The organism is uncultured Slackia sp. (assembly GCF_944321625.1).
GTDB lineage: Bacteria > Actinomycetota > Coriobacteriia > Coriobacteriales > Eggerthellaceae > Slackia.
The window spans coordinates 14,744-40,756 of sequence record NZ_CALUMA010000088.1; the positions used below are offsets into that span (position 1 = coordinate 14,744).

At 58.1% G+C, this 26,013-nt stretch carries 21 protein-coding genes; 17 read left to right on the forward strand and 4 right to left on the reverse strand.

All coding sequences use genetic code 11. The annotated features are described in order from the left end of the window. Window positions 1-20: 20 nt before the first annotated feature. From Q0J60_RS07725 to rpsA, 4 genes are all read left to right on the forward strand, one after another. Entirely contained in the window at window positions 21-614 is a 594-nt protein-coding gene (locus tag Q0J60_RS07725; protein ID WP_294440261.1) for a hypothetical protein, read from the forward strand. A 183-nt stretch (window positions 615-797) separates the two neighbouring features. Then, window positions 798-1,469, forward strand: a complete 672-nt coding sequence (locus Q0J60_RS07730; RefSeq protein ID WP_294440263.1) for a response regulator transcription factor — start codon at window positions 798-800, stop codon at window positions 1,467-1,469. 66 nt (window positions 1,470-1,535) lie between these two features. Beyond that, window positions 1,536-3,425, forward strand: coding sequence for a HAMP domain-containing sensor histidine kinase (locus Q0J60_RS07735; protein ID WP_294440265.1), 1,890 nt, complete (start codon window positions 1,536-1,538; stop codon window positions 3,423-3,425). 268 nt (window positions 3,426-3,693) lie between these two features. Next, the gene (rpsA, locus tag Q0J60_RS07740) at window positions 3,694-4,893 is read left to right on the forward strand and encodes a 30S ribosomal protein S1 (RefSeq protein WP_294440267.1); all 1,200 of its coding nucleotides are present in this window, start codon (window positions 3,694-3,696) and stop codon (window positions 4,891-4,893) included. A 1,085-nt stretch (window positions 4,894-5,978) separates the two neighbouring features. Here rpsA and Q0J60_RS07745 read toward each other — a convergent pair. Continuing rightward, complete coding sequence (locus Q0J60_RS07745) at window positions 5,979-6,965, reverse strand: TetR/AcrR family transcriptional regulator (protein WP_294440269.1); 987 nt, start codon at window positions 6,963-6,965, stop codon at window positions 5,979-5,981. 295 nt (window positions 6,966-7,260) lie between these two features. On the opposite strand from Q0J60_RS07745, the gene Q0J60_RS07750 reads away from it, so the two are divergent. From Q0J60_RS07750 to pflA, 7 genes are all read left to right on the forward strand, one after another. Then, window positions 7,261-9,264 carry an FAD-binding protein gene (locus Q0J60_RS07750; protein ID WP_294440272.1) on the forward strand — a complete coding sequence of 668 codons (2,004 nt, stop codon included), beginning with the start codon at window positions 7,261-7,263 and terminating at the stop codon, window positions 9,262-9,264. 221 nt (window positions 9,265-9,485) lie between these two features. Further along, window positions 9,486-10,745, forward strand: a complete 1,260-nt coding sequence (gene mnmA, locus Q0J60_RS07755; protein ID WP_294440274.1) for a tRNA 2-thiouridine(34) synthase MnmA — start codon at window positions 9,486-9,488, stop codon at window positions 10,743-10,745. A gap of 15 nt (window positions 10,746-10,760) precedes the next feature. Then, complete coding sequence (gene coaE / locus Q0J60_RS07760) at window positions 10,761-11,351, forward strand: dephospho-CoA kinase (RefSeq protein WP_294440276.1); 591 nt, start codon at window positions 10,761-10,763, stop codon at window positions 11,349-11,351. Window positions 11,352-11,368: 17 nt separating this feature from the next. Beyond that, the gene (locus Q0J60_RS07765) at window positions 11,369-11,941 is read left to right on the forward strand and encodes a hypothetical protein (RefSeq protein WP_294440278.1); all 573 of its coding nucleotides are present in this window, start codon (window positions 11,369-11,371) and stop codon (window positions 11,939-11,941) included. Window positions 11,942-12,352: 411 nt separating this feature from the next. Beyond that, window positions 12,353-14,518: a formate C-acetyltransferase gene (pflB, locus tag Q0J60_RS07770; protein ID WP_294440279.1), complete on the forward strand. Its 2,166-nt coding sequence runs from the start codon at window positions 12,353-12,355 to the stop codon at window positions 14,516-14,518. A 14-nt stretch (window positions 14,519-14,532) separates the two neighbouring features. Then, window positions 14,533-14,784, forward strand: coding sequence for an autonomous glycyl radical cofactor GrcA3 (gene grcA3, locus Q0J60_RS07775; RefSeq protein WP_294440281.1), 252 nt, complete (start codon window positions 14,533-14,535; stop codon window positions 14,782-14,784). After that, the gene (gene pflA / locus Q0J60_RS07780; protein WP_294440282.1) at window positions 14,771-15,586 is read left to right on the forward strand and encodes a pyruvate formate-lyase-activating protein; all 816 of its coding nucleotides are present in this window, start codon (window positions 14,771-14,773) and stop codon (window positions 15,584-15,586) included. The genes grcA3 and pflA overlap by 14 nt, the downstream gene beginning before the upstream one ends. Window positions 15,587-15,633: 47 nt before the next feature. Here pflA and Q0J60_RS07785 read toward each other — a convergent pair whose 3' ends face one another. Both Q0J60_RS07785 and Q0J60_RS07790 read right to left on the reverse strand, forming a co-directional pair. Further along, window positions 15,634-16,332 (reverse strand): Crp/Fnr family transcriptional regulator, encoded by a 699-nt coding sequence (locus Q0J60_RS07785; protein ID WP_294440284.1) that lies wholly within the window; start codon window positions 16,330-16,332, stop codon window positions 15,634-15,636. Between the two features lie 16 nt (window positions 16,333-16,348). Further along, entirely contained in the window at window positions 16,349-17,539 is a 1,191-nt protein-coding gene (locus Q0J60_RS07790; protein WP_294440287.1) for an MFS transporter, read from the reverse strand. A gap of 228 nt (window positions 17,540-17,767) precedes the next feature. Here Q0J60_RS07790 and Q0J60_RS07795 point away from each other — a divergent pair, with 228 nt between their 5' ends. From Q0J60_RS07795 to tnpA, 4 genes are all read left to right on the forward strand, one after another. Beyond that, a complete protein-coding gene (locus tag Q0J60_RS07795; protein ID WP_294440288.1) occupies window positions 17,768-20,305 on the forward strand; it encodes a molybdopterin-dependent oxidoreductase in 2,538 nt (845 codons plus the stop codon). Window positions 20,306-20,324: 19 nt separating this feature from the next. Next, the gene (locus Q0J60_RS07800) at window positions 20,325-20,894 is read left to right on the forward strand and encodes a 4Fe-4S dicluster domain-containing protein (RefSeq protein WP_294440290.1); all 570 of its coding nucleotides are present in this window, start codon (window positions 20,325-20,327) and stop codon (window positions 20,892-20,894) included. 15 nt (window positions 20,895-20,909) lie between these two features. Next, entirely contained in the window at window positions 20,910-21,698 is a 789-nt protein-coding gene (locus Q0J60_RS07805; protein ID WP_294440292.1) for a DmsC/YnfH family molybdoenzyme membrane anchor subunit, read from the forward strand. A gap of 231 nt (window positions 21,699-21,929) precedes the next feature. Next, a complete protein-coding gene (gene tnpA, locus Q0J60_RS07810) occupies window positions 21,930-22,388 on the forward strand; it encodes an IS200/IS605 family transposase (protein ID WP_294440293.1) in 459 nt (152 codons plus the stop codon). Window positions 22,389-22,550: 162 nt separating this feature from the next. On the opposite strand, the gene Q0J60_RS07815 is transcribed toward tnpA, so the two are convergent. Beyond that, window positions 22,551-23,684 carry a DUF697 domain-containing protein gene (locus Q0J60_RS07815; protein ID WP_294440295.1) on the reverse strand — a complete coding sequence of 378 codons (1,134 nt, stop codon included), beginning with the start codon at window positions 23,682-23,684 and terminating at the stop codon, window positions 22,551-22,553. 344 nt (window positions 23,685-24,028) lie between these two features. On the opposite strand from Q0J60_RS07815, the gene Q0J60_RS07820 reads away from it, so the two are divergent. After that, on the forward strand, window positions 24,029-25,495 hold the full coding sequence (locus Q0J60_RS07820; protein WP_294440299.1) for an RNA-binding domain-containing protein: 1,467 nt from the start codon (window positions 24,029-24,031) through the stop codon (window positions 25,493-25,495). 63 nt (window positions 25,496-25,558) lie between these two features. Continuing rightward, the coding region (locus tag Q0J60_RS07825) for a DEAD/DEAH box helicase family protein (protein ID WP_294440297.1) at window positions 25,559-26,013 on the forward strand (455 nt) is incomplete at its 3' end.

Sequence of the window (26,013 nt, forward strand, 5' to 3'; positions counted from 1 at the left end):
CAGATGGGAGATGAACCACCATGTTGAAGACCGCTAACCTCAAGACCAAAATCGCCCTGGTAGCAGGTGCTGTGATCGTGTGCGTGACGGTATGCACAGGATATGCCGTGGCGGACGGTATGCGCCAGGCCGAGATCCAGAAGCAGGAAGAGGCCAAGATTCAGCAAGAGCAGCTTGCGGCGCAGGAAGAGGCCGAGAAGCAGGCCCAGGAAGAAGCCGAGGCAAAGAAGGCCGCTGAACAGGCCGAGGCCGAAAAGAAGGCAGCGCAAGCGAGCGAAAAGGACGACGACGCCGATGATCGTGGCTCCGCTAAGGCGTCCTCCGCTCCCGCTAAGAGCGCCCCAGCTCCGGCAGCTGCGACGGCGTACAACGATTCTGCCTACGGCGACTCTCCTTACGATGACCGCGACGACGGAGTGAGCGACTACGGCAAGGGAAGCGACTCGCCTTATGACGATCGCGACGATGCCAATTCGCCCTACGACGCTCGCGATGATGCCGCCTCGCCCTACGACGATCGCGACGACGACGGCGATTCCGCTTATGACGACGGCGACTCCGCCTACGACGATGACGATGACGACGACGATGGCGATTCTCGCTACGACGACTAACGACGCCGCGCTCCAGCGAGACATTACACTGACGGCATGACTCGCAATGTAAAACTTCATCCTCGCATGAGGCGGGCTCGCGGAAAGCGAGTCCGCCCACTTTATAATGGAAGTCGACTGGCGCGAGCGTCAAGGGATTCGCGTCATGACGACACCGGCTGGATAACCCGGATGGAGGCCGCCATGCGCATCCTGATCGTAGAAGACGAAAGCACGCTCGTCACATATCTCAAGAAGAGCCTCGAGGCGGAGGGCTATACGGTTGATGCCGCGCTCGACGGCGACACCGGCCTCGAGCTCGCCCTTTCCGGCTCGTACGACGCCATCACGCTCGACATCATGCTTCCGGGCATGAACGGCTATTCCGTGTGCCGCGAAATTCGTAAAGCCGGCATCTCCACCCCTGTGCTCATGCTTACCGCAAAAGACGGGGAATACGACGAGGCGGATGCACTCGACATCGGGGCGGACGATTTTCTTCGCAAGCCGTTTTCGCTGGTGGTGTTAGTTGCCCGCATCAGGGCGCTTGTGCGGCGCGGCGGAGCGGCGCGCGGCTCTGAATTGCGTGTGGGGGATTTGGTGCTCGACCCCGCGAAAAGGTCCGTCTCTCGTGCGGGAACCTCCATCGAGCTCACTCCGCGGGAGTTTGCACTTCTGGAATACCTGATGCACAACGTCGGCCAAGCGCTCTCAAAGGCGCAGATTCTTGACCACGTATGGAGTCCTGGCTTCATGGGCGACGAGAACGTAGCCGAAGTGTACGTGCGCTATCTCAGGAAAAAGATCGACGATCCATTTGGAAATCCGCTGATCAAAACGGTGCGCGGGGTGGGGTATCGAATCGAGGAAGATTAGTTCTCAGCATCGGCAAACGTGCGCAAAGCGGGAAATGGGAACCATGGATGAAAGGAGGATGCTCCTATGAAGTTCGGCCCCCGAAGCATACGAGGCAAAACCGCCTGCATCGCCGTGGGCGTTACCGCTGCAGCAATGGCGTTGACCGTGGCTGCCGTGGCATTTGCGGCTCAGGCGGCGTTCGTAAACTCCGTGTCGGACACGCTTGAATCGCGCGTCGACGAGGTGGTCCGGCAGATTCAGGACGGCTCGCTTTCCTCTTCCATTTCCGCTACGGGGTCGGACCTCGTGCAGGTCATCGACGAGAACGGCCAGGTGGTAAGCGCAAGCGAATGGGCGCAGGGCGTTTCGGCGATGACCCAAGGAGGTGCGCCCGTGGGCGAGACGTCCGCGCACGAGCTGGACGATCTAGAGCTGAAGCGCACGCAAGAGGCGCAGAACGTGACGGTAATCGAGGTGCATATGGACAAGGAGGACGACTCCAAGGGCGATGACGATTCTGCTGCCGAGGACGCTTCCAAGAGCGAACCCGCGTCCGATGATGCCGCGGAGGATGCGCCGGCGGCTGCTCCGCAAAGCGCTCCCGCAAGCCCCGCGCCCGCAAATCCCACTCCTGCCCCTGCAAACCCTGCTCCCGCGCCCGCCTATGATGGCGACTCGGGCTATGGCGACGGCGATTCGGGGTACGGCGATTCCGGCGGCGACTCGGGATACGACTCTGCGGTCGGGGAAGGAATCGCGCATTTCGTAGGAATGCTTTTCCGCGTGGCGTCCGACATCGCGGCGGCAGTTGACGACGTGGAGCTTGGAGTGTCCCGCGCATGGGCGGCTGATGCCGCGGCACAGGATGCCGCGACGGAGGGCGCAGATGCGCAACCAAGTCAGGATGCCGCAGGTAAAACGGCAGATGAAGGAGTCGTTCCTTCCGTCGAGTCGTCGATTCGCGCTACCGATCTATTCGGGAATGCCGGGCCGTTCCTCATGGTCGAGCGCGGCGTCGTCACCGGCGAAGGAACCATGACGGTCGCCGCCATGGCGTCGCTCGCTCCCGCGTATGAGGCTGCCAAAACCGCAGCCGTTTTGCTCGCCACGGCGTTCGCCGTGTTGCTCGTATTTGTGGCGGCTCTTTCATGGATGCTCGCCGCTCGCACGCTGCGTCCGGTGGAGCAGATGAGGGCGGCGGCGGATTCCATCTCGATCGGCGACCTTTCCGAGCGGATTCCCGTTCCCGAGAAGGACGCCGACCTGTCGCGACTCGCTGGGACGTTCAACGCCATGCTTGCCCGCCTGGAGGCTTCGGTGGCGGAGCAGCGTCGATTCGTGTCGGATGCGTCTCATGAGCTCAAAAGCCCTGTTGCCGCCATACGAATCATGCTGGAGACCATGCGTGATCACCCCGACGCGGTGGACGTGAATGAACTTCTTGACGATCTTATGGGCGAAAACGAGCGCGTGAGCGGCATCGTGAGCGACCTTCTGCTGCTAGCGCGCCAAGACGAAGGCGTGTCGCGTTTGAACAAAGAGCCGATCGATATATGCGATTTGCTTTACGAGGAAGCGGCTCTTCTCAAGGGGCGCACGACGAGCGAGGTAGACGTGTCAGACGTGCAGCCCGTGGTATGCTCCGCCGACCATGAGGCGCTCAGCCATGCGGTGCGCAATCTGATGGACAATGCAGCGCGATATGCCAAGACGCGCGTGAAGGTTTCCTGCGCCCAGGCGGGCGATGCCGTGCGCATCACGGTAAGCGATGACGGGAAAGGCATTGCTCCAGAGGACCGCGAACGCGTGTTCGGGCGCTTCGTGCGTCTTGAGGAGGGGCGCTCGCGCAAAGAGGGAAGCACCGGGTTGGGCCTTGCTGTGGTCAAGACGGTCGCTGAGCAGCATGGCGGGACCGCCATGTTCGTCGAGCCGGAGCTCGGAGGCGCTACGGCTGTTCTCGAGATTCCCTCCTAGCGGTGGTCTACAGCCAACGACGTCGCGTCACCTTCGCCCAGTTCGCTGCGCTTATGGATACCCCGTGCAAAATCCGTGTGAAACGCGCCGTCCGCTCGCAGATTGCCGGGGGTATTCGAAGGGGCCTGTGATACAATGCAACAGCTTGTCTGTAACAGGCAGACAGCCCCGTCTCGAATAGGCGAGCGGGTAGGTAACTGTAGGCCCCCGAGACATATTGAACGTAACCAATGTGACGAAGGGTCCCCGTGCTTGAAAGGGGTCCGTTTTGACCGAAATCAAGAACACGTCCGTCATCGACTTCGAGGACATCTCCGACGATCAGATGAACCAGATGATCGATGGCACCCTGACCGAATTCGATGAGGGCGATCTGGTTCAGGGCACTGTCGTGAAGATCGAGCATGACGAGGTTCTGCTCGACATCGGGTTCAAGAGCGAAGGTGTTATTCCTTCCCGCGAACTCTCCATCCGCAAGGATGCTGATCCCTCTGAGATCGTTGCTCTGGGCGACGAGATCGAGGCTCTGGTTCTCCAGAAGGAGGACAAGGACGGTCGTCTGATCCTGTCCAAGAAGCGTGCCGAGTACGAGCGCGCCTGGATTCGCGTCGAAGAGAAGTTCAAGGCCGGCGAGAACGTCACTGGCGAGGTCATCGAGGTTGTCAAGGGCGGCCTGATTCTGGACATCGGTCTGCGTGGCTTCCTGCCTGCTTCCCTGGTCGACCTTCGTCGCGTCAAGGATCTGGACATGTACCTGGGCACCGAGGTCGAGGCCCGCGTCATCGAGATGGATCGCAACCGCAACAACGTCGTTCTGTCCCGCCGCGTGCTGCTGGAGGAGGGCCGCAAGAACGAGCGCGCCGAGATCCTCAGCAAGCTCACCAAGGGCATGCGCCTCAAGGGCACCGTTTCCTCCATCGTGGACTTCGGCGCCTTCGTGGACCTGGGCGGCATCGACGGTCTGGTTCACATCTCCGAGCTCTCTTGGAACCATGTCAACCATCCCTCTGAGGTCGTCAAGGTCGGCGACGAGGTTGAGGTCGAGGTTCTCGACGTTGACCTGCAGCGCGAGCGCATCTCCCTGGGCCTGAAGCAGACCCAGCCCGATCCCTGGCTGAAGCTTGTCGAGAGCTACCCCGTTGGCTCTATCGTGGACGGCAAGGTCACCAAGATCGTTCCCTTCGGCGCTTTCGTCGAGCTGGGCAACTCCATCGAGGGCCTGGTGCACATCTCCGAGATGGCCAACAAGCACATCGACACGCCTGCTCAGGTCGTGAAGGTGGGCCAGGAGGTCAAGGTCAAGGTTATGGACGTCAACTCCGAGCGTCGTCGCATCAGCCTGTCCATGAAGGCCGCCGCTGCTGAGCTGGGCATCGAGATCGAGGTCGACGAGACCATCCAGGCTCCCGAGCCCCGTCAGCCCAAGAAGAAGGCCGAAAAGGCCGAGAAGGCTGCCGACGCCGAATAACTTGGTGCAATAAACGCTGAGCAATTTGGTGCATACGTGCCGAACGATTCGGCGCAATTAACGTCGAACGATTTGGCGCGACGAGCTCATCGTAGGATGCCCCGGCTTCGCCATGAAGCCGGGGCATCTTTACGTTCTGCCCTGCCATCTCCCCTTGGCATCTCGTCGCGACTTTGAATTTCTTTCTTTTCCTCTTGATTCTTGTGCCTTCGGACGTTTGGGTGCTTGCTCGGTATAAAAACCTCCTTATTGGCGAAGAAATGAAGGTCTGAGTCCAAAAATGCGCTTATTTGCGTGGTGAAATGTATCCCTGAATGCCGCTTTGCCGCAAAAGTCTTAATACGTCTGCCTCAAGAATAATAATGATCTCGCAGTATGCTTCTATTTCTTAAAACGTTGGATGATTGGTGCTCCGATTGGTGAACATGCGGTTAGCCAATAAGGCCATTTTTATACCCGGGGTGCTTAAAGTTAGCCAATAAGGCGGTTTTTATGCCGACGGCTTGGAATCTAGGCAGGTGAGTCCTTTTGGCGTTTGCGACGAATGCTGCGACATGCATACCACGAATGTCGCTGCACGCTTGCCGCTAATGCTATGTCGCGCTAATAACGAGTGCTACAAATGCTGCGAATAGTATTAAATTGAGGGTGGCGTGCTAAAAATCTCGAGAATAGTATTCCGAGCACTGCTATCCGCCAGGAATGTGAGTTCTGTGAGTGTATTTATCTAATTTAAGAACAATGTTGAACAGGAAAGATATTTTCTAGCACCATAGATGTGTGCCGAATTTTGCACGCTTGCTTCTTGATGGCAATACTATTCTCGCTGTTTTTAGCCGAGGCATGGCGGAACGATACTATTCTTGCCATTTGTAGCGGCGGAGCACGGGTTGGCGGCGGTGCACGGGTTGGCGGCGATACGCGACTTGTCGGCCGCCGTATGCTGCCCGCATGTCTTTACTCCTCTGGCGTGCCAATCACGGGACGGAAAACGGGTGCTTGCGTGCGAGGGCATCTTGCCTTACCCCTCTGGCATGTCGATCACGGGGCGGAAATCGGGTGCTTGCGTGCGAGGGTATCTTGTCTTACTCCTCTGGCGTGTGCCAGTCGCAGGGATCGGGAGCAGCTAGGTTGCGAATGCCGGCGATGATGATTTCAATGCCGTCGTGAAACGCCTGGTCAGAGTAGGCTTTATCGGCGGTTTCAAACCATGAAGGACGATCTTCAAGGGCTGTTTCGCGATGCTGCTCCATCTCGATGCCGTCTTTGATATCAAAGCCTGAGAGAAATGCGTCGATGATGCGCCAGGCGCGCATGAGGACGTCATCCGGTATTCCCTGATTGTGGTGAAGGCTTTGGATGCGGTTGGTGTGATTGATGAGTCCGGCGTCAAGTGCTGAGGACTGGATCAAGTGCAAGTGCGCACGTGGATGGGCATGAAAGACATTTCGAATCGAAGCGGTTGTGCGGCGAATGGTGTCGTCCCAACGTTCACCTGGAATAGGATCAGCGTCGACCTCTTCGAATGCGAGCGCGAGCACGGCCTGTTTAATCTCGTCAATCGACTCGTAATGACGATAGAGCGCCATGGGCGTTTTGTTGAGCGCCTTTGCCAGTTTACGAATCGTGAGGTTCTCGATGCCATCTTCATCGGCAAGCTCAAGCGCTTTCCTGCGAATGATGTCTCTCGTCAAGCGCTCGGGTGTCTGGACGCTGCGCTCGTCTTTATTGGCGCCGGGGCGATCGGGAGTGGGCATGACGGATTTTTCTGTGGTTTGGGCCGCAAACTGCTGGCTCAGTTGCCCTGTGAACTGCTGATTTGATCGTGCTGCGGTTTGCTGCTTTAAGTCTTGCTGCACTAGCTGTTTTGTAGCTAGCTGCCTGTGCTGCTCTGTAGTTTGCTGCTCAAAATAATGTTCGGCTTGCTGCTCCAACTGCTTTGCGTCCTGGTTTTTTGCCTGTTCCGCGGTTTGTCGTTTCGACTGCGCTTCGGCTTTGTGCGAATTCTGCATGGTTCCTCGATGGTGCTTGGAAATGATGTTTGTCCGAGGATGGTAGCAGGTATTGCCCATCAGTGCCTCGCTTTCGGCCGAACTAGCAAAATTCCTCTTGCGCTCCGAATGTGTACATTGTACACTTTCCGCAACGTGTACATTGTACACAAGGAGGGAATTGCGGAGATCTTACAGCGGGCGATACGGTGAAAGTGCCGCAGGACGGGGCAGAAGACTGGGCGGTCATATGCGTGCTTAAAGCAAAGCATTTTGATGCCATACGTTCTTTGCCTTACATGATCTGCGTTGCTGGCATTGAGGAACTCGTGCAAGCTGTCTTCGCAAGGCAACCAAAGAGAGGGGATGAGTCAGGATGATGAAATCTGACGAAACCAAGTACTCCTTCACGCGCAGGAACTTCATGAAGGGCGCTCTTGCCGCTGCTGCCGCCATGGGTGTGGGCGCGGTCGCCGCCGGTTGCTCGCCTACGGGCGCCAGCGAAGGTGCTGCGGAGGGCGCTGCCGAAGGTGCTGCCGAGGGAGCCGCAGAGGGCGCATCTACCGCCGCCGCTGATTACCAGAACATCTATGCCGACGGCGTGAACCTCATGCCCGGCCGCAAGGCCGCATGCCCCGGCCCTCGCGGCCCCGTGGCGTTTGAGGCGCGCGAGATCGGCGACGACGAGATCCAGCGCGAAGAGGATTTCGAGGTGGTTGTTGTGGGCGCCGGCGTGGGTGGCCTGATCGCTGGCCTCAAGGCCGCCGACATGGGTGCCAACGTGCTCATCCTTGAGAAGATGACCAAGGGCCGCGGCTGCTTCGAGTGCTTCGGCGCCGTGGGCGCGAAGTGCCAGGAGGGCACCAAGATCGACAAGACTGTGCTGCTTGACGAAATCTATCGCGGCGCTTACTACCGCACGCGCCCTGAGCCCGCGCGCACCTACGTCGATCGCTCCGGCGAGGCCACTGACTTCTGGCAGGAGATGCTGGACAAGGGCGCCAATGGCTTCGTCATCACCAAGGTCGAGCAGGCCCCTTCCACCTGCGGCTTCCCCGCGATGACCGACCTCATCGACAGCGAGCTGGGTTTCTACGATTCGCCCGCTCTGCCGCCTGACGCGGGCGTGCGCTCCGGCCTTTCCGGTATCTACGTGTGCCTGGAAATGCAGGACGTGGCCAAGACTGCGTACGACACCATCGACATGCGCTTCTCCACGCCTGCCGTGCAGCTGACCACGGACGATTCTGGCGCCGTGACCGGCGTCATCGCCAAGGATGCTGACGGCTACTTCAAGGTCAACGCTGCTAAGGGCGTCATCATGGCCACCGGCGGCTACGACTGCAACCCCGAGATGATGCAGGCCTGGACGCGTCCCGAGGATTACGCCAACTCCAGCTGGTGGAATCCGGGTTGGGGCACCACGGGCGACGGCCATATGATGGGCCTCAAGATCGGCGCTCAGATGGACCCCATTCCGCAGCCGGTCATGAACTTCCGCTGGGGCACCCCTGACTCCTTCGCCGCTTCCGACACGTGGAGCGCTGTGGGCCTGGGCATCCTGGTGAACGGCCGCGGTAAGCGCTTCGTGCGCGAGGACGCTCCGTTCCAGGTGGTGTCCAACGCCCAGAACGCTCAGCCTGCCTACGGCAAGAACTGCTGGTACATCTTCGACGAAACCATGGCAGCCGACATGGATATCGAGGGCTATGAGGCCAAGAGCTGGCTGTTCGAAGGCTCCACGCTTGAGGAGCTGGCCGAGGCCGCCGGCATCGATCCCGAGGGCCTTGTCGCCGAGGTCGAGCGCTACAACGGCTTCTTCGATGCCAAGAAGGATGAGGACTTCGCTCGCGATCTGAACGCCGCTATGCCTATCACCGGCAAGACGTTCTACGCCTTTACCACCAACAGCAACATCCTCGCTACGGTGGGCGGCCTGTGCATCGACGGCAACTGCAGCGTTCTGGATATGAACGACAACCCCATCAAGGGTCTGTATGCGTGCGGCAATGCGTCCGGTAGCTTCTTCTCGGGCAACTATCCGCGCCACATTCCCGGTACGTCCATCGGTCGCGCCGTCACGTTCGGCTTCGTTGCGGCTGAGAGCGCCGTCAACGGCACGCTGGGCGAAGGCCCCAAGCTCGACGGCAATGCTGCTGCGCTCGCTGTGTACGGCGAGGGCCCCGCAGTGACCGAGGAAGAGATGGCCTCCTATGAGGACATGGGCGATTGGAACCCGTTCAACCCGGTTCATGGCGGCAGCACCCAGTACACGCCTGAGCAGCTGGGCGGCATTCCGGACGCCTGCGACAACTGCCATACCTATGGCGCCGGCGAGCCCACGGTTGCTGACGGCATGACCTGGAAGGCCGAGCAGTAAGCAGCGTACGCTCGACTTACTGAATGGCGCAAGCAGGCGCTAGCGCAATGTTTGGCTGAGCCCTTCGTTTGTCTTATCGACTCAAGCGCGGCCCCTCCCTCCCCATAGCCGCGCTTTGACCGACTAAGAACCGCCCTTCGGGGCGGTTCTTTGCGTATGGGGTGTGAATTGAATAGCGGGCGCATTCCTTGCGCTAGAATGCCCGTATGAATCAAGAATCCATGCATACACAAAAGAGGGCTTCGGCAGGGCGTCGCGTCGTGCTGGGTATGAGCGGCGGGGTGGACTCGTCTGTCGCTGCTGCGCTGCTGCAGCAGGCGGGTTACGAGGTCGTGGGCGTGACATGCCTGTTTGCGGATGACGAATCAAGCCGGGCGGCGGTTGACGATGCCCGTGCTGTGGCGGAGCGTTTGGGCATCCGGCACGCGGTGTATGACGCTCGCGTTTTGTTCGACGAGTGCGTTATCCAGGATTTCGTGGAGGGCTACGCGTGTGGCATGACGCCCAGCCCTTGCGTGGGGTGCAACGCCCGCGTCAAGATTCCGGCGCTTTTTGCCGCCGCCGAGCAGGCGATGGTTTCGGCGACGGCTGACGCGGATGACGGCGCGAACGCCGACATCGCGGATGCTGCGGATAGCGCCCCCGATTTCTTCGTCGCTACTGGCCATTATGCGCGTGTGACACGCCGCCGCAATCGCTTCGCTATCACCTGTGCGGCTGACGCCGCCAAAGACCAGTCATACATGCTTTCCATGCTCTCGCAGGAGCAGCTTTCCCGGCTCCTGCTTCCCCTGGGCGACATCGAAGGCGGCAAGCCCGAGGTTCGTCGCATCGCACAAGATCTGGGGCTTCCCACGGCGTCGAAGTCGGACAGCCAGGATATCTGCTTCATCCCCGACGGCAACCATCTGGCGTTTCTCGAGGCGCACGGCGTGGCGGCAGCACCGGGCGATATCGTGACGCGCGACGGGCGTGTGGTCGGTCAGCACGATGGGCTGTTCCGCTATACCATCGGGCAGCGCAAGGGGCTGGGTATCGGCGGCGCCCCCGAGCCGTATTACGTGGTGGGTAAGGATGCCGCCCGCAATCGCCTGATTGTGGGTTTCGCGCACGAAGCGCTCATCGACCGCGCGTATGTGGCGCGCATGAACTGGCAGTCCATATCGCCGGAAGAGCTGGCTGTCCGCTTTGCAGAGCGAGGGCCGCTCGCGTGTTCGGTAAAGCTGCGCTACCGCCAGCATGCCGTCCCGTGTCGCCTGGTGCCCGCCGGCATGGAGGGCGACATGGGGCTCGCGTTCGTGAACAGCCGCGGCCTGCAGTTCAGGCCGGTTGGCGTCGAGGGCTCGGTTCCGGCGGCAACCGCCTTGCTCGACGAGCCGCAAACGCCCACGGCGCCGGGGCAGTTCGCCGTGTTCTACGATGGCGACGCCGTGCTGGGCGCAGGCGTTATCGAATCTGTGCGGCTGGCGGAACAAGCATAAGGAGGAGTGCATCACATGACGACGGCGGCTTTGATTGGCGGCATCGGATCGGGCAAATCGACCATCTCAAGCATGTTCGCGCAACTGGGTGCGGGCATTATCAGCCTGGATACCATCGGCCATTACGTGCTTACCATGCCGGAGGTCAAGTTCGATTTGGCGCGCACGTTCGGCGCGGGTATTTTCGACGAGAAGGGCGAGGTGGTGCGTCCGCGTCTGGCGCAGGCCGCTTTCGACACGCCCGAGCATACCGAATGGCTCAACGGCATCACGCACCCCGCCATCATGAAGGAGTGCCGCCGTCGCATCAAAGAGCTTTCGCAAATCCATCCCGTGGTGTTGGCCGAGGTCACCTCAGGTGAGATTTCCCACAAGACGCTTCCCTGGGCAGACGTGATTGTTGCGGTGAGCGCTCCGGAGGACATGCGCATCGCACGCGCGGTTGAGCGCGGCGAGCAGACCGAGGCTGACGTGAAGGCGCGCATCGCCTTGCAGCTCACCGACGAGGAGCGCGAGGCGGTGGCCGATTACGTGATTCACAACGACGGCTCGCTTGAAAGCACGCAGGCGCAGGTGCAGGAAGTCTGGCAGGCGCTTACGCGATAACGATAGACGGAGGACGCATGGCTGAATACGGAACGGCCAATTTCATTCGCACCGATTCGTGGCGCCCCGGCTGGGTGCGCTACATGTATGTCGACGTGGAGGAGTATCTGGCAGATTCCATTTTCGAAACCTATGGCGTGAACCCGAAATACGCCAACGGCGAGTATTTCTATCCCGGCACGCCGTACGTGCTCGCCGAGTGCCGCGTGCGGGCCGCCGAGGCGGCGCAGTTCGAGGAATGCATGGGCATGCTTGAGCGAAAGGCCCTGCTCAAAGGCTATGCGGATTATCCCGCCATGTGCAAAGAAATCCTGGGGTTCGGTGCCGAGGAAGAGGCCATGGACGCCTACGAGAGGTCGTCCAGGCAAACCGACCATCTGCGCGCAATCGCCGAGGGCGACATCGAGGATCCCACGTTGACCCACGCCCAGGAGGCGCGCATCAAGGAAGCGTACCGCACGTACGACGAATACGAGTTCGATATCTGGGCCAAGGGCTTCTACGCCGGCGGCTACGCGACGCAGCGCGCCAAAGCGCAGCCGGCGGATGAGGACGAAGCCGACGCCGTCGAAGACGGGCCCAGCCGATAGCCCGCACCGGCTCTTGCCGCCTTTAGCTCGGTTCGGCATGACCCTTTTCGACATACGCATACATATCCCGTCATTTTTACGCTAAAACGCGCCCAAAAACGCAATTTCAACGTCGAAATGACGGGATTTCTAGAAGGTGCGGCTTGCGCAATCGGCTGCTCTGCGATGCGCAGGCTCTCGGTGCGTGGAGACGGCGTGCAGTGCCCCTGCGCCATCTCAACCACCTGTTGATTGTGCTATTCTGCTCTGAAATCATCGGCGAACGGCTGTTTTGCATACGTGAACGGTTTTATGCGACAAAATAGCCCGATTTGTCTCGCATGTTGCTTTCTTGCCTGCGTCTGCCGCAGAGCGGGTTGCGCATGTGCCATCGCACGTTTTTGGCGTGCGCAAGTTGAGGAGTGTGAACGCATGCAGGAACTGCACCAAGCCCAATCGAATGTTGGCGCATGGGATGGATTCGTTGGCGGCATCTGGCAGAACGAAGTGGATGTGCGCGACTTCATCCAGCGCAACTATACGCCGTACGAGGGCGACGAGTCGTTCCTTGTGGGCCCCACGCAGCGCACGACCGACCTTTGGAATGACGTGCTGGCTCTTCTTGAGGAGGAGCGCAAGCGCGGCGGTGCGCTCGACATGGACACCGATGTGGTGACCGGCATCACTTCTCACGGCGCAGGCTATATCGACGCCGCGCACCCCGAGCGCGAGACTATCGTGGGCTTGCAGACCGACGCTCCGCTCAAGCGCGCGCTGCACGTGAACGGCGGCATTCGCATTGCCGTTCAGGCCTGCGACCAGCACGGATACAAGGTGGACCCGCAAATCGTGGACACCTACACCAATCACCGCAAGACGCACAACGCCGGCGTGTTCGACGTGTACACGCCTGAGATGCGTGCCTGCCGCAGCGCCCACATCATCACGGGCCTGCCCGACGGCTACGGTCGCGGCCGCATCATCGGCGACTACCGCCGCGTGGCGCTGTACGGCGTGGACTTCCTCATTCGCGACAAGGAGCGCCAGAAGGCCTCCACGCCCAACGTGATGACCGAGGAGAACATCCGCGATCGCGAGGAGCTTTCCGAGCAGATTCGCGCGCTCAAGGCGCTCATCGAACTGGGCCGTATCTACGGCTTTGACATTTCGCGCCCGGCGGCCAATACCCAGGAGGCTATCCAGTGGATCTACCTGGCGTATCTCGCGGCCACCAAGGAACAGAACGGCGCCGCCATGTCTATGGGCCGCACCACCACGTTCGTGGACATCTACGCCGAGCGCGACCTGGCGCGCGGCACGTTCACCGAGGAACAGATTCAGGAGTTCGTGGACCACTTCATCATGAAGCTGCGCATGATCAAGTTTGCGCGCACGCCCGAATACCAGGAACTGTTCAGCGGCGACCCGCAGTGGGTGACCGAATCCATCGGCGGCATGGGCGTGGACGGCCGCACGCTGGTCACCAAGACCGCGTACCGCTACCTGCATACGCTCGAGAACATGGGCACCAGCCCCGAGCCCAACCTGACCGTGCTGTGGAGCACGCGCCTGCCGCGCGCGTTTAAGGAATTCTGCGCGCGCACGTCCATCGCCACCTCGTCCATCCAATACGAGAACGACGACCTCATGCGCGTGTATCACGGCGACGACTACGCCATCGCCTGCTGCGTGAGCTCCATGCGCATCGGCAAGGAGATGCAGTTCTTCGGCGCCCGCGCCAACCTGGCAAAATGCCTGCTGTACGCGCTCAACGGCGGCGTGGACGAAATCACGAAAAAGCAGGTGGGTCCCAAGTACCGTCCCGTCGAAAGCGACACGCTGGACTACGACGACGTGATGGGCAAATACCTCGACATGATGCAGTGGCTGGCGGGCGTGTATGTGAACTCGCTCAACATCATCCACTACATGCACGACAAATACTGCTACGAGGCCATGCAGATGGCGCTGCACGACGCGCACGTGCACCGCTGGTTCGCTACCGGCATCGCCGGCCTTTCCGTGGTTGCCGATTCGCTGAGCGCCATCAAGTACGCGAAGGTCCATCCCGTGCGCGACGAGGACGGCGTGATCGTCGACTTCGAGATCGAGGGCGATTTCCCCAAATACGGCAACGACGACGACCGCGTGGACCTGATTGCGCGCGACGTGGTGCATCGTTTCATGGGATTCATCCGCATGAACGATACGTACCGCAATTCGGTGCCCACCACGAGTGTGCTCACCATCACGTCCAACGTGGTGTACGGCAAAAAGACCGGCTCGACGCCTGACGGCCGCAAGCGCGGCGAGGCGTTTGCGCCGGGCGCCAACCCCATGCATCATCGCGATTCGCATGGCGCCATCGCGTCGTTGGCCAGCGTTTCCAAGCTGCCGTTCCGCGATGCGCAGGACGGCATTTCCAACACGTTCTCCATCGTGCCGGGGGCGTTGGGCAAAGAGGACCAGATTTTCTTCGGCGATTTGGATTTGGACGATGTGGACTGGGCGAACGATGTGACGTTCGAGAACGCCACGTGCGGTGCGTGCTGCGATGACCCCAGCGCACCTGAAGGCGCAATCGACGGTGACCGATAGGGAAGAGGGCAACAATGAAGATCGAAGAGGTTTCGCAGGCGCAGACCGACAATCTGGTGAGCATGCTGGACGCGTATGCCGAAAAGGGCGGCCATCACCTGAACGTGAATGTGTTCAACCGTGAGACGCTGTTGGACGCTCAGGCGCACCCCGAGAAGTATCCGCAGCTCACCGTGCGTGTGAGCGGCTACGCCGTGAACTTCAACAACCTGACGAAAGAGCAGCAGGACGAGGTGATTTCGCGCACCTTCCATGAGGGCATGTAGCGGAAATATACACTCAATCGAGACCTTCGGAACGGTTGATGGGCCGGGGGTTCGGTTCGTTGTGTTCGTGCAGGGCTGCCCTATGCGGTGCGCGTATTGCCACAATCCCGACACGTGGAAGATGGGCGAGGGGCGCGAAGCAAGCGTCGCACAGCTGGTGGACGAATTCGAGCGTAATCGGGCGTTCTACCGCAACGGTGGCATCACAGTGACGGGCGGCGAGCCTTTGCTGCAGCCGCAGTTCGTGGGCGAGCTGTTCGCCGCCATGCATGAGGCGCCGGGCGGGCGCGTGCACACGTGCCTGGATACGAGCGGCTTCGGATGGCTACCCGGCAAGCCGGAGCGATTCGAAAAGCTTCTGTCGGAATGCGACCTCGTGTTGCTCGACGTGAAGCATTCCGATGCGGAGGCGCACAAGTGGCTCACCGGATGCGATTTGGCACCCGTGCTTGCATTTGGCGATGAGTTGGCGCGCCGTAGCATTCCCGCGGTCATTCGCCATGTTGCCGTGCCCGGCATCACCGATTCCGAAGAAGAGTGCGAGCAGCTTGGTCGCCTCATTGCGCCGTGGCGCAACGTGGTGGGCCTGGAGGTTCTTCCATATCACACCATGGGTGTTGAGAAGTACGCAGAACTGGGTAAACCGTATCCCCTCGAAGGCACGCCCGCCATGGATAAAGCCCGCATCCCCGCCTTGCGCCAAGCCATCCTCCGCGGCATGAAAATGAGACGAACTGGCTTGTCGGAAAGGCAGACCAGAAGAACAGCTAGCAAATCCCTAAAAGGTGCTAGACGATCTTAATGTTCCTCGCATTTGCTAAATCGTATTCCTTGTAACGTAACGAGAGGTTATTCGCTGGCAACCAGGTTTTCCGCCACACTTCTCAGCTTTTCAAAATCAATGATGGCAAGGTAGCTGCGCTGTTTATCGATGCATCCGGAGCGTCGCAGCGAAGTGATGGCATTGGCAATTGAATTGACGTGTACTCCTAGCATCTCGGCCAACTCGGCATTGCTGAATGGGAGCAGCGCCGGTTCGTGATTTGCTCCGAATTCATGGGCAAGATTGAGCAACAAGGCAGCGAAGCGTTGGAGCACGGAGTAGATGGAGGAGTTGACAGCTTCGCGCGTTTCAAGCGCCAGCATGGAAAACAGATACTGGGCCATAGCATAGCAGGCATCTCCGTTTGCCTGGAGGTATCTGCTAAAATCTTGGGCATCTATGACTACCACGGTTGATCTCATGGATGTTCTGGCATTCAGAATTGACGATTTGGGGCCCTCTTCTTGAAACTCCTGAAAGCCGAGTAGTGTTCCTGCTTTATGGAGGAAGATGGTTTTCGCATAGCCGTCCGCGCTATTACTCGAGAGTTTCACGAGGCCTCGCTGCACGTAGAACGTAGAGCGAATGCCGTCGCCTTCGCGAAACAGATATTCGCCCGCCTCAAGCTCCAGCACTTCGTAGCGGACGAGATTCTCTGCAATCATGCGTTCAACGACGGTTTTGAGTTGCGGGTGAATTGCAACGAAAAGATTAATTGCCTCCACGGTTACCCCCCTGTTTTTAAACCCCTTGTTTCGCGTGGGTATTGTAGCTTACGACCCAAATAATGATGCATGTGACGGCAAGGGCGGAGGCAAAAATGAAGGCAATGCGGAGCGAAATTCCTGACTGAAGTATTATTCCCGCCGCAAGGCTTCCTGCCATCATGCCGAGGTCAAGGCAACTTTGTTGAACCGAAAAAAGAAACCCGGCGGTTTGTCCTTCGCGTCGCAGCCCCAGTTCTGCAGTGAGTGCAGTGGTGGAGCCAAAATAGCCTATTCCCAGTGTGACTGCTCCGATGCTCATGCATGCCTCAGATGCCAATGTCGCGTTAGTTGGTGCGCATCCCAATAGCGCCATGCCACAGAAATAGAGGCAGCCGAGGATGGTGATTGAGCACCGTGCGCCATACCGCATCAGCAATTTGCTTGCCATAGGGCTTCCGAGCAATCCGCCGATGCTTGCAAAAGTGAGCAGAAGACCGCTGTTAATGCCGGGGAGTACCTCTTTCATAAACAAGGGACCAAATGTGAGCACAATGCTGTAGCCAAACGCTAATGCGAATGGAAAACTAACGAGGGGCAGTAGCTCGCGCGGAATATGCGTGCCAATTGTGTCGGTTGCTTTTTCGTGCGCGGAACGATGGCCGTTGTGAAGCGGAATAAGCAGCAATAAGCCTATAAACGCCAAAAATGACAGAATGCCGAAGAACGGTCCATAGCCGAATGTCCCAATTGCCGGGAACAAAGCTGCAGGCATAATCATAAGCGAAGCCGTGGAAAGGAAACGTACTATGCCTATGCGACGCGGGCAGCTATCCGAATCGGAGCAAGTTGTGATGTAGTGAGCAACATTGGGGTGGTATGCGGCAAGCCCTATCGCCTGCAGCAGGCGCAGCGCAACAACGAGTGCAACGCTATTGCAAAGCGGAAGGAATATGCTAGGAATGCAGAATCCAGCTGCACCTGCAATGAGCAATGGCTTGCCGCCGTGACGGTCGGCAAGTGGGCCGAGGGCAATCCGAAGCAGTACGGCAAGAAAAACAAACAGGCAGTTTTGTACGCCTGCTACCAATGCGCTTCCGCCGATGCTGAGTATGAACTCCGACATCGCCGACGTGGTTACATTGTTGAATCCGTAAATCAGAAATGCGGATATGAACAGTAATCCCATATCAGACGACGGAATTGTCGCAAACCGTTGCTCCCCCATATTGTGCTGCCTCCTCCATGACAGAATTATATACAGTGCGTCTTACCGGCATCTTCAGGGGAATACACAAAAATGTGTGCTCGGGAACAATGCTGAGTACTTGCCATAATCCTGAATTCCCGTCTCTAATCCTGGAGGTAGACACACAGTCATGAGTGGCGGCGTTTTGGCGTCGAACGTAACCTTTCGGCATCTTGTCCAATTCGATTAAGAAGGGGGAGTGACAAGATGACGGAATACAAGGCGGCGCAGCCCGAGTTCTTCATGAAGGACGGGAAGATGAACCGTCGTACGTTCATCAAAGGGGTCGGTGCCATTACCGTTGCTTCCGCATTAGGTTTCGCGACAAATCCGAGCGTTGCAGAAGCTTCCAAGGGCGAGGTGCCTGCTGGTGAGGGGGAGAAGTCAGTTCATGCGGTATGCACGGTCAACTGCACGTCCCGCTGCCATCTGCAGGGTACGGTGCGCGATGGCAAGCTTATTCGCGTGGAACCGGGCGATATGCCTGGTCGTCCGGGATACGCAAATGCATGCCTGCGTTCGATGAGTTATATTCAGCGCCTGCAGGACGAGAATGCGCGCGTTATGTATCCCATGAAGCGCACCGGAGAGCGTGGCAGCGGCGAATTCGAGCGCATCACCTGGGACGAGGCCATCGATCTTATCGCCGAGAAGCTCAATGCAGTTGTGGAGCAGGACCCAAAAAATGCTTCGTTTTATTCGTTCACGGGCGACCTCGGAAAAATGTCGTGGGAGGCTCCTACGCGTTTTGCGGGATGTCTGGGTGCAACCACGTGGGACATCGAGGGCATAATGGGCGACCATGGTGCATCTATGGGCATGACTATGGTGTTTGGTACGCATCGCGGTGCGCACGACTCGCGTGACTACCTTAACTCCAAGCTGCTCATTTGCTGGGGACGTAATGTGGCCGATACGCATACTTCTGAGCTGCGCGATTACGTTGCCGCGCGCAAAAACGGTGCGAAGGTTATCGTGATCGACCCGCGTCAGTGCTCAACGGCGGCAATGGCAGATGAGTGGATCGCCATCAATCCGCAGACCGATCCTGCGTTGGCTTTGGGCATGATGAACTGGATTATCGAAAACGACCTCCATGCGAAGGACAAGCTGGTGGAGGAGTCCGTGGCGCCCTATCTCATTCGTGAAGATAACGGGCGATATCTGCGCATGGTTGACGGCAAGGTTGTAGACAGCATCGAAGAGGACAGCGCCGAAGAGGGCTCCATCGGCACTGCTCCGGCAGCTCAGGGCGCTGCGGGGGCGGGCGCTAGTAGCTACGTGCTGTGGGATGAGCTTACGGACGGCGCCGTTTCTGCTCCCGATGCGGCCACCATCAAGTCGGGCGCTGTGAGGCCGGCGCTTTCTGGCACATTCACGGTGGACGGCGTTGAGTGCCGAACTGCTTTCGATCATTTGGTCGATAGCTGCAAGGAGTATACGCTGGAGCGCACCTCCGAGATTTGCGGAATCCCTGTCGAGACAATCGAGCGTCTTTCCCGCGAGTATATCGAAGCTCAACCTGCCGCCATTCGTATGGGCCAGGGTATGCAGCGCGTGTACCATTCCTATTCGCCATTCCGCACCGTGGCAACGCTCGCCATGGTTGCGGGATATATCGGAGTTCCCGGCGGTGGCGCGTCTCACGCTGGTGGCACCGCCACCAATAAGCCTGTTGCAGGGTACGTTGGCCCCGTATACGACTTCACTGATTGGTCGGATACCGGTAAGCAGGCAAACCTGCTGCCTTCGTCGCAGGTGTACAACGCTGCAGTGAACCGCGACCCGGTGGGCATCGATTTCATGTGGATTGCTAACTCCAACTTCATCAACATGTCCCCCAATTCTAACTACATCATCAACACGGTGTTACCCGCGATTGATTTCATCGTGACTGTGGATCCCTGGTGGACGTGGACGGCGAAGTATTCCGACGTGGTGCTGCCGGCTACTACGTACTGGGAGCATTGGGATCTTATTGACCGTAGCCCTTGGGCTATGTTCAACCAGCCTTCCATCCAGCCGATGGGCGAGAGCAAGTCCGACGTTGAAATCATGACCATGCTGGCAAAGAAATGCGGTGTCGAGCAATACTGGGATAAGACCGACGAGGAGTGGGTCCGCCAGTTCGTAGGCACTGACCACCCTGCGTGGGACGATTTCGATTGGGATCGTGACGTTGTGGAACAGGGCATTTACGGCCGTTCGGACGCAATCTACGACTCTGCCATCGTGTACGCCGATGGTACGGGGTATCAGACCGATACGGGAAAGTTCGAATTCTATACCGAGGCAATGCTTGAGTTTAATGATGAGGTCCCTACGTGGAAGCCTCCTCTGGAGGATCCGCGCCAGGGAGAGCTGTCCGAGAAATACCCTCTCGTGTTCATTCAGTACCATGACCGACTCAACGTTCATACTCAGCATATTTTAAATCCTGCGCTCGAGGTGGTTCAAGATGAGCCTCTGCTGCAGATGAACCCCGTGGATGCCGCTGCGCGTGGCCTGTCCCACGGCGATGTGGTGCACGTGTTCAACGATCGCGGCGACATGAAGATTCGCCTGTTCGTCACCGAGGGCATCATCCCCGGCACGGTGGCAACGCAGAGCGGATGGACCCCCGATTACTTCATCGAGGGCTGCTATCAGAACCTTTCTCATCTCACCATCTGCGACGCTGAGGAAGCTTATAGCATGACGAATTCGGCGTTCTACGACATCCTCGTCGAGGTCGAGAAGGCATAGGCGAAAAGGAGTGACGACAATGGCTGAAACGAAACGCTTCGGCATGGTTATTGACACGCGGCACTGCGTCGGATGCCAGACCTGCACGATTAGCTGCAAGATTTCCAACGAGGTGCCGGGTTCCGCTCACTGGAACCATATGGAAAGCCTTACGGGCGACGTGCTTTACCAGCCCACGGGCACATTCCCCCATCCGGTGCTGGGGTTCCGTCCCATGCTGTGCAATCACTGTGACGACCCCGCTTGCGTGCGTAACTGCCCTTCGGGCGCGATGCAGAAAGATCCCGAAACCGGCATCGTGTCGGTTGACCAGAATGTTTGCATTGCCTGCGGATATTGCGACTGGGTGTGCCCTTACGGCGCACCGTCGATGGATGACGTGAATCACGCCATGTCCAAGTGTAATTTCTGCGCAGAGCGCGCCGCGAAGGGCGAAGAGCCGTTCTGCGTGGCCAGCTGTCCGGCAAATGCCCGTATTTTCGGCGATTTGAACGATCCCGAAAGCGAAGTGAGCAAGCTTATTCACGAACACCACGGTGAGCAATACCTGCCTGAGGCAGGAACCAGCCCGTGTGTCTTCTATATCTAAGGCAGGTGGTCAACAATGTTGGAGATTCTCCCTCTGCTCGTTTTCACGACATTTGGCGGCATTGCCGCAGGCGCTTATGTTATGAATGCGTTTGGGCTGATTGCGGGTTCTTATGAAGCAAAATCCTCGAGCGATGAGGACGGTCGCGCATGGCTTTTCCCGCTGGTGTGCATTGCACTTCTGGGCGTGGGCCTCGTGGGCACGCTTATGCATCTGGGACAGCCGCTGCGCTTCATTAACGGTATGATGCATCCCAGTTCCATGATTTCTCAGGAATCGTACTGGGCCATCGCGTTTGGCGTTGTGATGGTTGTCGATTTGGCCCTGTCCAAGGTGAAGGGATCTTCTTTCGCAGCGGTGCGCGTAATTGGCGCCATTGCGGCATGTGGGCTGATGGTGGTTACCGGTCTTGCGTATCAAGCGTGCGCTTTCATTCCCGCCTGGTCAGGCGTCATCACGATTCCCTTGTTCATTGTGGGCGATCTTGCCGTGGGTGCTGGATTGTGCCTTGTTTTTGCCAAAAGCGAAGGCCTGGTGCGTGCGCTGCATGTGGGCAATATCGCGGTATCCTTCGGTTGGGTCGCGGTGGTGTTTGGCTATGCGATTCACCTGGTTGGCATCGGCGCTGATGTGGCGCTGGTTGCTGCGGGCGCCGTCATTGGTCCCGTGGCAGCTGCGGTTGTTTCCGCTCTTGCTCTGAAGGGTGCGCTTGCCGATAAACCTGCATCCTGGGCGGTGCTTGCGTGTTCCGCTATTGGCGTTCTGCTGGTGCGCGGAGCATTTTTCGCCATCGGCATTCTCTAAATCTGATTGATAATTTACGCTACATCCCTCCCCGAGAGCCGCGCAAAGGGTTTGCTTTGCGCGGCTTTTTGTTAATGGCTTCAGCCTGCCCTCTGCGCCGAAGGCGCGAGAGGCGGAAAACCACCCGCTTCGCGGGTGGACGGCGAACGGCTTTACAAACCCACCCTCCTGCCGGATATTGACGATTGTTCAGGCCGTCAAGAATCCGAGCAGGAAGGATGGTGGTCGGCTATGGCCCAGAAGGCCTACAGCCTTTCGCACACGAAGTGGATGCGCGAGTACCACATCGTGTTCACGCCGAAGTATAGGCGCAAAGTCGTCTGCAACCAAATAAGGGAGGACGTCGGGGACATCCTCAGGAGGCTGTGCGAGTACAAGGGCATCAAGATAGTGGAGGGGCACCTCATGCCCGACCACGTGCACATGCTGGTGGAGATACCCCCGAAGTACTCGGTCTCGAGCGTGATGGGGTACCTGAAGGGCAAGAGCTCGCTCATGATCTTCGACCGGCACGCGAACCTGAAGTACAAGTTCGGCAACAGGAGGTTCTGGGCGGAGGGCTACTACGTGTCGACCGTCGGGCTGAACGAGGCCACGATCGCCAAGTACATCAGGGAGCAGGAGGCGGCGGACATCGCGCTGGACAAGCTGAGCGTCAAGGAGTACGAGGACCCGTTCAAGAGGAAGTGACGCGCCCGGCACGCCGGTTCGACCGGCTGCCACGGGTCAAATGCAGTCGGGCCTGAACGAAGTTCGGGCCGGGGACTTGAGTCCCTGGCCCGGGTCCCTAGGGTTACACCCTAAGAGCAAACCACCCGTTTACACGGGTGGTTTTGATTGCTAATGCGTTGGCTACTTCTGCGGATTCGCCTGCGTATAGCCTGATTGTTGAGGCTGAGCGATTGGGCGAGTTGGCGCATCGGCTTTTCGCGGCATGCGGAAGCGAGTCTTTTTCTCGGTAATATCTTCGCGGAAATCCGCGATACATTCTACGGTGGCGTCCTTGAGCCCCGTCAACTTTTCCATAGTGCCATCGCGAAAATCCGCCATCTGTTTGACGGCGGCGTCACGTGCGTCGGCAGCTTTGGCCGCCGCTGCGTCGCGTGCAGCTCCGGCCGCAGATGCCATAGCTTGGCGCAAATCGTCTAGCAAACCGCAGCTCTTCAGGAACGAGAGCGCTTCGCCATACGAATTCCGGCGCAGCTCACGCATATCCGCCGGCCCATCTTCGGCGAGCAGCAGCGCCTTGGTTATCATGCCCACGCGCACTGTAAGATACGCGTTCGCCGCGCCCTGCGCCGCGGAGGAAAGTACCACGCTCGACGCCGTAATCGCTGCGTTTCCGCCGATGAGCGCCACGATCTCTTCGAAATCCATCTCTTCCAGACCACCTGCTATAAGCGTTGCCTTCATCGCGCGCACGTACAGGCCGAACAGTGCGGGCGCCGACGGGCGATAGCCGCAATCCTCAACGATGCCGCGCACCATGCGCAGGTTTACTGCCAAGACCGAGATCATGTCGAAGGCGGGCGTCTGCGAGATGGCGGTAGTGGTGAACGACGTCTTGGCCGCTTCTTTGATGCGCAGGTCGACCGCGGGCGTAAGGCTTGCTTTGTAATGCGCAACAAACTCGGCGACGGAGACGTCGTTCGCGCCGGACGGCAGGCACTTTCTCATTTCCTCGGGCACATTGGCGCGCTGCAGGTTTTCTTCGAGCATGTGCAGGTATTTCCTTCGCGAACGCTCGCTGCCTTCATGCAGTTTGTACAACCCAAATACAGGACGGCTGAAGGTGCAGGCGATGGGGTAGGCGATGCCTGCCATTACGAGCACGAGAATAAGAAGATAGAAAATCACGCCAAGAATCCAGTGTGCTGAAGATAGCTGGTTCCCTAAAGAAACCACGCTTCCGATAAGTGCGAGCACAACAAGCAATCCGAATGCTGCAACGGGAAGGGCGATGCGGGCGCTGATCTTGGTCTCCATGGCGAATCCTTCGTGGTTTGAGCTGGCAAATGCGCTATACGCTTATTCTATGGCTTGATGCTAACAGCATGAGGAATTGCTATCGACCGGTTACGCGTCTTAAGATTTTTTTCCACTTCCTCCTCTGGTTCGGTTACTCCATTCGGCAAAGTTGCTCTTCCTAATTATTGTTAGGCGATGATTGCCGGATGGGTAGCGTTTCATGTTTGGGCAAAATGAGCTCCAAAGATTTCTTACTTTCGGGCAACCGTTCATGATTCAATCCTATTAACGAACATATGTTCACTTTTAAAAGGCAATGCGATATCATGTAGCGATAGATAATTATCAATGCATTGGCGGTGATGGAAGTGGCGATTAACGAACTTCTTTCTGGCGAATCCCAATATGTCGAATACAAACGCGAGCGGTCGCAAAACGCGAAAAGCTACGTGAAAAGCATTGTCGCTTTTGCCAATGCTCGTGGCGGAACGATTTTGTTTGGAGTGGATGGCGAAACCAATGAAATAGTAGGCGTGCCGGACGATACGTTGTTCGAGGATATGGATGCCATCTCGAACGCCGTCATGGACTCGGTCGAACCTCCCATTATCCCAAACATTTACATAGAGAAGGTCGAAGGCAAGAATCTCATTGTTGTCGAGGTTCCTTATGGGCAGAAATGCCCATATTTCATCAAGTCGGAAGGGCTTGAACGTGGTGTATATGTCCGCGTCGGGGCAACCACGCGGCCCGCTGATTTGGAATGGTCAAGAGAGCTTGTTTTAGAGAATGCCCCTGGTGGGTACGATCGCACTATTCGTCGCGGGTACGAAGTGAGCGATGAGTCTATTGAGACGCTATGCGACAAGATGTTTAACGTGGCTCTTTCGCGATGCAGGTCCGACGAAGAGCGTGAAAGCGTGCGGCGTGTTTCTGTGTCGCAGCTTTTGTTGTGGGGAGTTCTGAAGGAGCGTGAGGGGGAGATTCTTCCTACGGTTGCTTTCTCGCTGCTTTCCGGCGACGGCGAGGTTCACGCTTGGGTGCAATGCGGTATTTTCCGGGGAGAAACCCGATCGGTGTTCATCGACAGGCGTGAATTCGAAGGAAGCGTAATTGATCTGGTCGAACAGGCGTATCAATACGTGCTTGCAAAGATTAATATGGGCGCTGATTTAGACGGTTTAGTTAGGCGAGACGTGTACGAATTGCCGATGTGGCCTGTGCGCGAGCTCATTACGAATGCGATTTTGCACAGGTCGTATCTTGAACCGGGTGCAACTCAGGTTGCCCTTTATGATGACAGGCTGGAGATATCATCACCTGGCGGTATTGTGCGCGGCTTCACAATGGAGAAGATGCTTTCTGGAGGGTCAAAACCCCGTAATGAGGCGTTGGCGCAAGCGTTCCGATACATGAAGCTTGTCGAGGGCTGGGGCAGCGGCGTGCCGCGCGCGGTTAAAGAAATCGAAGAGTACGGTTTGCGCACGCCGGAATTCAAGGATATTGACGGGTTGATTCGAGTCAATATCTTCAGGAGACAAGAACATTTCCGGCAGGTTCCCCATGTTAATAAACCGATAGAAACCGATAGAAAACCGATAGAAACCGATAGAAAACCGATAGAGGGCAAGACTAGTAAATCGCAAGGGGAGCGAGAGCGGATTGTTTTAGAATTCATTCGCAAGTATGGATCCGCCAGCAATTCCGATTTGGCAGAGCAGTTGGGGCTGGGCCCGGATAGAACCAAAGCGGTGCTGCGCGAAATGGTAAAAGAAGGCTTGTTGAAGAAAACGGGTGAAAAACGCTACACTCGCTACTTATTGCCGTAATAGTACGATTATGTTTTGCCGTCAGGCAACGAGTATGCCATGGAACGGAAAAGGGGCGTATAAATGTCCACCCATCTTCAGAATATCGAGGGCGCCGTTATGGAGGGGAAGCTCCCCGACGTGCGCCTCGCCTCTACGCCGTTCAAGGTGGTAAGCCCCTATGAGCCAAGCGGTGATCAGCCCCAGGCCATCGAGAAACTTGCCGAGGGCATCAACCGCGGCTTGCGCTACCAGACGCTTCTGGGCGTCACCGGCTCGGGCAAAACGTTCACCATGGCAAAAACCATCGAGGCCGTGCAGAAGCCCACGCTGGTCATGGCACCCAACAAAACGCTCGCCGCGCAGCTGGCCGCCGAGCTCAAGGAGTTCTTCCCCAATAACGCCGTGGTGTATTTCGTCAGCTACTACGACTACTATCAGCCGGAGGCCTACCTCCCGTCGACGGACACCTATATCGAAAAGGACCTCTCGATCAACGCCGAGATCGAAAAGATGCGTCTGCAAACCGTGGCAACGCT

What these genes read in the sequence shown, in the direction of transcription:
- Q0J60_RS07725 (WP_294440261.1), top strand. Translation starts at nt 21, where the DNA reads ATGTTGAAGACCGCTAACCTCAAGACCAAAATCGCCCTGGTAGCAGGT.
- mnmA (WP_294440274.1), top strand. Translation starts at nt 9,486, where the DNA reads ATGCATACACAAAAGAGGGCTTCGGCAGGGCGTCGCGTCGTGCTGGGT.
- Q0J60_RS07820 (WP_294440299.1), top strand. Translation starts at nt 24,029, where the DNA reads ATGGAAGTGGCGATTAACGAACTTCTTTCTGGCGAATCCCAATATGTC.
- grcA3 (WP_294440281.1), top strand. Translation starts at nt 14,533, where the DNA reads ATGAAGATCGAAGAGGTTTCGCAGGCGCAGACCGACAATCTGGTGAGC.
- Q0J60_RS07750 (WP_294440272.1), top strand. Translation starts at nt 7,261, where the DNA reads ATGATGAAATCTGACGAAACCAAGTACTCCTTCACGCGCAGGAACTTC.
- coaE (WP_294440276.1), top strand. Translation starts at nt 10,761, where the DNA reads ATGACGACGGCGGCTTTGATTGGCGGCATCGGATCGGGCAAATCGACC.
- Q0J60_RS07790 (WP_294440287.1), bottom strand. Translation starts at nt 17,539, where the DNA reads ATGGGGGAGCAACGGTTTGCGACAATTCCGTCGTCTGATATGGGATTA.
- Q0J60_RS07800 (WP_294440290.1), top strand. Translation starts at nt 20,325, where the DNA reads ATGGCTGAAACGAAACGCTTCGGCATGGTTATTGACACGCGGCACTGC.
- Q0J60_RS07815 (WP_294440295.1), bottom strand. Translation starts at nt 23,684, where the DNA reads ATGGAGACCAAGATCAGCGCCCGCATCGCCCTTCCCGTTGCAGCATTC.
- Q0J60_RS07730 (WP_294440263.1), top strand. Translation starts at nt 798, where the DNA reads ATGCGCATCCTGATCGTAGAAGACGAAAGCACGCTCGTCACATATCTC.
- pflA (WP_294440282.1), top strand. Translation starts at nt 14,771, where the DNA reads ATGAGGGCATGTAGCGGAAATATACACTCAATCGAGACCTTCGGAACG.
- pflB (WP_294440279.1), top strand. Translation starts at nt 12,353, where the DNA reads ATGCAGGAACTGCACCAAGCCCAATCGAATGTTGGCGCATGGGATGGA.
- Q0J60_RS07805 (WP_294440292.1), top strand. Translation starts at nt 20,910, where the DNA reads ATGTTGGAGATTCTCCCTCTGCTCGTTTTCACGACATTTGGCGGCATT.
- tnpA (WP_294440293.1), top strand. Translation starts at nt 21,930, where the DNA reads ATGGCCCAGAAGGCCTACAGCCTTTCGCACACGAAGTGGATGCGCGAG.
- Q0J60_RS07765 (WP_294440278.1), top strand. Translation starts at nt 11,369, where the DNA reads ATGGCTGAATACGGAACGGCCAATTTCATTCGCACCGATTCGTGGCGC.
- Q0J60_RS07795 (WP_294440288.1), top strand. Translation starts at nt 17,768, where the DNA reads ATGACGGAATACAAGGCGGCGCAGCCCGAGTTCTTCATGAAGGACGGG.
- Q0J60_RS07735 (WP_294440265.1), top strand. Translation starts at nt 1,536, where the DNA reads ATGAAGTTCGGCCCCCGAAGCATACGAGGCAAAACCGCCTGCATCGCC.
- Q0J60_RS07745 (WP_294440269.1), bottom strand. Translation starts at nt 6,965, where the DNA reads ATGGGCAATACCTGCTACCATCCTCGGACAAACATCATTTCCAAGCAC.